Source organism: Chryseobacterium contaminans (assembly GCF_001684955.1).
Classification (GTDB): Bacteria; Bacteroidota; Bacteroidia; order Flavobacteriales; family Weeksellaceae; genus Chryseobacterium; species Chryseobacterium contaminans.
The window spans coordinates 1-6,225 of record NZ_MAYF01000104.1 but is presented as its reverse complement, the minus strand read 5'-3'; the positions used below and the strand labels follow the sequence as shown (position 1 = coordinate 6,225).

6 protein-coding genes and 1 pseudogene are annotated in these 6,225 nt (G+C 36.8%); 2 read left to right on the top strand and 5 right to left on the bottom strand.

What is annotated here, in order from left to right; translation table 11 throughout:
* The 4 genes and pseudogenes from BBH99_RS07650 to BBH99_RS21850 form a co-directional block, all read right to left on the bottom strand.
* Nucleotides 1-217: pseudogene (locus BBH99_RS07650) on the bottom strand (glycosyltransferase family 9 protein); the annotation flags it as partial.
* 2 nt (nucleotides 218-219) lie between these two features.
* Nucleotides 220-639, bottom strand: a complete 420-nt coding sequence (locus tag BBH99_RS07645) for a SufE family protein (RefSeq protein ID WP_066694143.1) — start codon at nucleotides 637-639, stop codon at nucleotides 220-222.
* Nucleotides 640-740: 101 nt separating this feature from the next.
* Nucleotides 741-1,853, bottom strand: coding sequence for a glycosyltransferase (locus tag BBH99_RS07640; protein WP_066694147.1), 1,113 nt, complete (start codon nucleotides 1,851-1,853; stop codon nucleotides 741-743).
* Complete coding sequence (locus BBH99_RS21850; RefSeq protein ID WP_065395570.1) at nucleotides 1,853-2,077, bottom strand: uroporphyrinogen decarboxylase; 225 nt, start codon at nucleotides 2,075-2,077, stop codon at nucleotides 1,853-1,855. The genes BBH99_RS07640 and BBH99_RS21850 overlap by 1 nt, the downstream gene beginning before the upstream one ends.
* A gap of 151 nt (nucleotides 2,078-2,228) precedes the next feature.
* On the opposite strand from BBH99_RS21850, the gene BBH99_RS07635 reads away from it, so the two are divergent.
* A complete protein-coding gene (locus BBH99_RS07635; RefSeq protein WP_066694145.1) occupies nucleotides 2,229-4,769 on the top strand; it encodes an ATP-dependent Clp protease ATP-binding subunit in 2,541 nt (846 codons plus the stop codon).
* 113 nt (nucleotides 4,770-4,882) lie between these two features.
* Here the strand turns inward: BBH99_RS07635 and BBH99_RS07630 are convergent, their stop codons facing one another.
* On the bottom strand, nucleotides 4,883-5,410 hold the full coding sequence (locus BBH99_RS07630; protein ID WP_066694141.1) for a transporter: 528 nt from the start codon (nucleotides 5,408-5,410) through the stop codon (nucleotides 4,883-4,885).
* Between the two features lie 205 nt (nucleotides 5,411-5,615).
* On the opposite strand from BBH99_RS07630, the gene mnmA reads away from it, so the two are divergent.
* The coding region (gene mnmA / locus BBH99_RS07625) for a tRNA 2-thiouridine(34) synthase MnmA (protein ID WP_066694138.1) at nucleotides 5,616-6,225 on the top strand (610 nt) is incomplete at its 3' end.

Below are 6,225 nucleotides of genomic sequence, written 5' to 3'. Positions count from 1 at the left end.
CTCCCAGCCTTCTCAGCCCAAAAAAGCCTTTATAATCATCCACATTAATTCCCTTAAATATAACATTAGGAATCCCCGCAAACAAGGCTTCAAAGTTCTTTCTGGAAACCATGACAATCTCCACATCTGGATTTTGCTCTAAAAATTCCTTAAAAACAGGAACCGTCATGGCAACATCTCCAAATGCAGAAAAACGATATGCTAAAATTCTGGTCACGATTATGATTTCAGCTGGTAGGCCACTGCGTAAAATTTGATTTGCTTAGTCATGGCCATCAGCCCATTAGCTCTGGATGGTGAAAGAAATTCCTGTAATCCGATCTCTGAAATGAATTCAAAATCAGAATCTAAGATTTCCTGAGTAGAATGTCCACTGTAAATGCTCACCAAAAGAGAAACAATACCTTTTGGTAAAATTCCGTCTGAATCTGCATTGAAGAAAAGTTTACCATCTTTAAATTCAGCATCAATCCAAACTTTACTCTGGCAGCCTTTGATCAGGTTTTCTTCCGTTTTCTTGTCTTCAGAAAGCCCTTTCAATTCTTTTCCAAGGTCTATGATGTACTCATACTTCTGCTCCCAGTCGTCAAGAAATGCAAATTCGTCAATTATTTCCTGCTGTTTTTCCTTAATGGTCATTTTAAATCAAATTTCTTTGTGCAAAGATAGTAAATTATGAATTAGACCTAAATCTGCAAGTGATAAGGCAAATTCTTGAATATTCATGTCGTAAAAATAGCCTATCCTCTAAAACCTAACGCGTTAGAAGCTTGCTGAAAAACATTCAATAGCTTTACCTCTTCATTTTCCCAGCAAATCGCTTTGGATGCTCTTTCCAGCTCCGGTTGGTAATTAATCCTTCCCTTGGATAAGACTTTTTTTACTGCCATGGCAATATTTTCCGGCTGATGATCCTTTATCAGCTCACCAACATCAAACCGATCTTTAATATTCTTAAGCTCCGGAAGACTTGACAAAATCAACGGAACTCTCGCCTGAATACAATCTAATACTTTATTAGGTAAGGAATACAAATAACTATCTCCCCCATTTTCTTCAATGCTCATTCCGCAATCGGCAGTAACAGTAACTTCTTTTAAATCTTCAGGTTTTAATTTTCCGAGAAACTGAACTTTGTCCTGAAGTTTTTCACTTATCACCAAATCTTCATACTCTTTCTTTCTTGGGCCATCTCCTGCAATTTTCAAGTGTACATCATCCAGATAATGCATTGCAAGAATTACTTTATCAATTCCCCTGAAAGGATTAATAGCCCCTTGGTACAAAAGTATTTTAGGGTTATTTTCAGGAAGGTTATAAGTAAATTCTAATCTTCTCGGAGCATTCTGAATTATCACCGGATGTATGCCATATTTTTTTTCAAACCACTTTCCATAGCTTTCACTTGCTGTAATCATCCATTTCAGGTTCGGAATGACAGTCTTTTCTACATAACGCCAAAGTTTTTGTGACATTTTGCCCTGAACAGCAGGCATTTCCGAAAAAATTTCATGACTGTCAAAAACCAATGGAATATTTAATTTTTGGGCAAGAAGATAATTGGGATATAGCGCGTCAACATCATTGGCATGAAGAATGGTATTCTGATCTGCCTTTTTTTTGAGCTCTTGGTACAACTTCCAGTTAAATTCAAAGTAAGCTGTTTTCAGACTTCTGGATGCTAAATGGATGCGTGAAAACGGATATGGACGCTGCATCTCTTCTGCCCCATTCCAGTCATTTCCTATCAGATCAATCTCATACCCGTTTTCATACAAACTCCGGCATACCTTTTCAATACGCTGGTCTGTATACAAATTACTGAAGGCAGATGTGATGATTTTTTTCTTCATTAAGCCTTTTTTCCAAGCAATAAATGATAGATCTGGATAAAGCAAATAAGTCCATTCGGGATAATAACCGGCCATAATGGTCCGCTAAAGAAGCCATAAATGACAAAACAGATACAGCCGATCATGTTAACAACTCTGATTTTTCTTACATCTTTCAGTATGAAACTCAATACGATAAAAACTGACGCTGAGTATCCGATGTAAGTAGTAATTTCAGGATTCATTGGGATTTTTTAAGGATAACAAACTTAATCATTTTCAATAAGATAATAAAATTTTTTCTGCCATAAAGTCATTTATTGATTTTTGGTAAAATATTTGTAATTTAGATAATGAATAAATGGCAATGTTGCTTTTATTCTAATGAGATATATTATGGATTATAAGTTTTCACAAGGTTTGAGCCAGGTGTTCAAACAAAGCAAAAGCGAAGCTAAGAGGCTGAAAAGTGAATTTCTTAATACAGAACATCTACTTTTAGGTATTATAAAAACGGAAAACTCTGCAAAAGAAATCCTTCAAAACCTCAATGCGGATTTAACACAAATCAGAAGAAAAATTGAAACTCTAAATACAACAAGTCTTAATCCTATTTCTGAGGAGGTTACCAATATTTCTTTCACTAAAATGGCAGATCATGCTATTAAACGTGCAGAGTTAGAATGCCGACAGTACAAAAGCAATGAAATTAATACCGTTCACCTGCTTTTAGGTATTCTATATAAATATGAGGATCCTACTTCAAATATTTTGGGAGCTTATGACATCGACTATGAAGGTGTTTCAAGAGAGTACCAGACCATGCTTAAAAATTCCGGGCAGTCACCACAAATGAGTGCTTATGATGATGATGATGAGAGAGAGGATTTTGAGCAAATGAGAAAGCCTACAGGAAATTTAGGCTCTGCAAAAAGCAAAACGCCTACATTGGACAACTTTGGTAGAGATTTAACGTCTTTAGCAAGGGATGGAAAATTAGATCCGGTAATCGGACGTGAAAAAGAAATTGAGCGAGTATCCCAGATCTTATCACGTAGAAAGAAAAACAACCCACTTCTTATCGGAGAGCCAGGTGTTGGTAAATCTGCGATTGCAGAAGGATTGGCTTTAAGAATTCAGCAGAAAAAAGTTTCCAGAGTTCTTTACGGAAAACGTGTGATCACTTTGGATCTTGCCAGTTTAGTGGCAGGAACTAAATATCGTGGCCAGTTTGAAGAAAGGATGAAGGCTATCATGACTGAGCTTGAAAAGAACAGAGATGTCATCTTATTCATTGATGAGCTTCACACTATTGTAGGTGCGGGAAGTTCTACAGGAAGCTTAGATGCATCCAATATGTTCAAGCCGGCGCTGGCAAGAGGTGAAATTCAATGCATCGGAGCTACTACTCTTGATGAATACCGTCAGTATATTGAAAAAGATGGCGCTCTGGAAAGAAGATTCCAGAAAGTAATGGTGGAACCTACTTCTATAGATGAAACCATTCAGATTCTGAACCAGATTAAGGATAAGTATGAAGAACACCACAATGTAATTTATACCCCTGAAGCCATTGCAGCGTGTGTCAATCTGACATCGAGATATATTACAGACCGTTTTCTGCCGGACAAAGCTATTGATGCGATGGATGAAGCAGGATCAAGAGTGTATATCAAAAACATGAAGGTTCCTACCGAGATCATTGATTTTGAAAAGAAAATTGAAGAGATCAAGGAATTGAAACAAAAAGCAGTAAAAGCTCAGGATTATCTTGAGGCAAGAAAGCTTAAGGATGAAGAGGAACGCCTTCAGATGGAACTGAATGCCGCTCAGGAAAAATGGGATAAAGATGTAAAAGAGAAAAAAGAAACCGTAACTGAAGAAAATGTTGCTGAAGTGGTTTCTATGATGAGTGGAGTTCCTGTGACAAAAGTTGGTAAGAACGAGCTTGACAAACTGGCACAGATGGATGGAAAACTGAACGGAAAAGTAATTGGCCAGGAAGACGCTGTGAAAAAGGTTGTTAAAGCGATTCAAAGAAACAGAGCAGGACTTAAAGACCCTAACCGTCCGATTGGTACATTTATCTTCCTGGGTACAACAGGAGTTGGTAAAACTGAGCTGGCTAAAGTTATGGCAAGAGAATTATTTGATTCTGATGAGGCATTGATCAGAATTGATATGAGTGAATACATGGAAAAATTCGCTGTTTCAAGATTAGTAGGTGCGCCTCCGGGATACGTTGGGTACGAAGAAGGTGGACAGTTAACTGAAGCGGTGAGAAGAAAACCTTATGCAGTGGTTCTTTTGGATGAGATTGAAAAAGCTCACCCTGATGTATTCAATATTCTGCTACAAATCCTTGATGAAGGTCACGTTACAGACAGTTTAGGTAGAAAAATCGACTTTAGAAATACGATTATCATTCTTACTTCCAATATCGGAACAAGAGATCTTAAAGATTTCGGAGATGGTGTAGGATTCGGAACATCGGCTAAAAAGTCAACTTCAGATACAAGAGCAAGAAGTACCATTGAAAATGCACTTAAGAAGGCATTTGCTCCGGAATTCTTAAACAGAATTGATGATATTATTATCTTCAACTCTCTTGTACAGGATGATATCAAGAAAATTATTGATATTGAACTGAATAAACTGTATGGCAGACTTGAAAAACTAGGTTATAAAGTAGAATTAACTGACGAGGCAAAAGACTTTATTTCTGAAAAAGGATGGGATAAAGATTTTGGTGCAAGACCATTGAAGAGAGCTATTCAGAAGTACATTGAGGATTTATTGGCCGAGATGCTTGTCAATAAACAACTGAATGAAGGTGAAACCGTGGTTCTTGACCTTAATGAAGCCAAAGACGGATTGGTAGGTAAAACTTCCAAACCTAAGAAGTCTTCAGCGGCGGAGAAATCTTCTCAATCTTAAATAAATAATTTAATTTCAATAAAAAAGCACTGGGAAATTCCCGGTGCTTTTTGCTTTTATAAGTTTTGGTTAAAGCCAATTTGATTTTATATTTGTCTGCATGAATGTCTTCGTTAAAGTCCAACCACAAATCCAATATTAGGAACCAAACCATTGGAGAATACGCTTGAATTTTCTTTCCAAAGAACATTATACATCAAACCGATCTGCATAAAAGAATTATTCCCGATTCTCTGCATATATCCCCCTCCAAGATACAAGGCATTTTCTTCTCTGTTATACTTATAATCATAGTATTTATCTTTATAATTAATGAAATAATGCTGGAAATTGGCACTTAAATAAAACGAGCGGGCAATATAATAATTGACAAAAGGACCTATTCCAAACATGGTGGATCTATAATAATCTGATGTCTGCCAGGAAACACTTCCCACTGCCCCTGCTTCAAGATCTTCAGTAAGGCGATATCCCACTCTTGGTGAAGCCTGCAGATAGAAAGAACTATTGCTTCCAAATCCAAGACCTATTCCTCCCCCAAACGTCCATTTGTTGTTTTCCTGTATTGGTGCTCCTATTGAGACCTGGGAAAATGCAGATCCAGAAACGATCAGCATCATAGAAATAATAAACTTTTTCATATTTAAATATTTTATTCTAAAATTTATAAACCCATCCCTATTTTCAACCTGCTTTTGGATGTTGCGAACTTCGTGATGGGTGATTTTGATATTTATCGTTTTTATCAATGTTTAAAATTATGGTTTTTTTACGAATTTATTTAGTTGTATTTTTGCGGCGTCAAACTAAGAACTCCCGTTAAGAGTTTCGTAAAATTGAAATACAATGAAAATAGTAGTAGGCCTCTCAGGAGGTGTAGACTCAAGCGTTACCGCTTATTTGCTACAACAGCAAGGTCATGAAGTAGTGGCTTTGTTTATGAGAAACTGGAATGATGCTTCAGTAACATTAGAAGATGAATGTCCATGGATTGAGGACAGTAATGATGCCCTTATGGTAGCTCAAAAGCTTGGAATTCCCTTCCAGGTCATTGATATGAGTGAACTTTACAAGGAACGTATTGTAGATTATATGTTCGCTGAATACGAAAAAGGAAGAACTCCGAATCCTGATGTTTTGTGTAACAGAGAAGTAAAATTCGATGTTTTTATGAAGACTGCGATGTCTTTAGGAGCTGATAAAGTTGCTACAGGACATTATGCCAGAGTAGATTCTACTATTGATGAAAACGGAAAGGAAATTTTCCACCTTTTGGCAGGAAAAGATAATAATAAGGATCAGTCTTATTTTCTTTGCCAGCTAAGCCAGGATCAGTTATCAAAAGCTTTATTTCCTATCGGAGAGCTTACTAAGCCTCAGGTAAGAGAGATTGCAAAAGAGATTGGATTGGTAACAGCGGATAAAAAAGATTCTCAGGGATTATGCTTTATTGGAA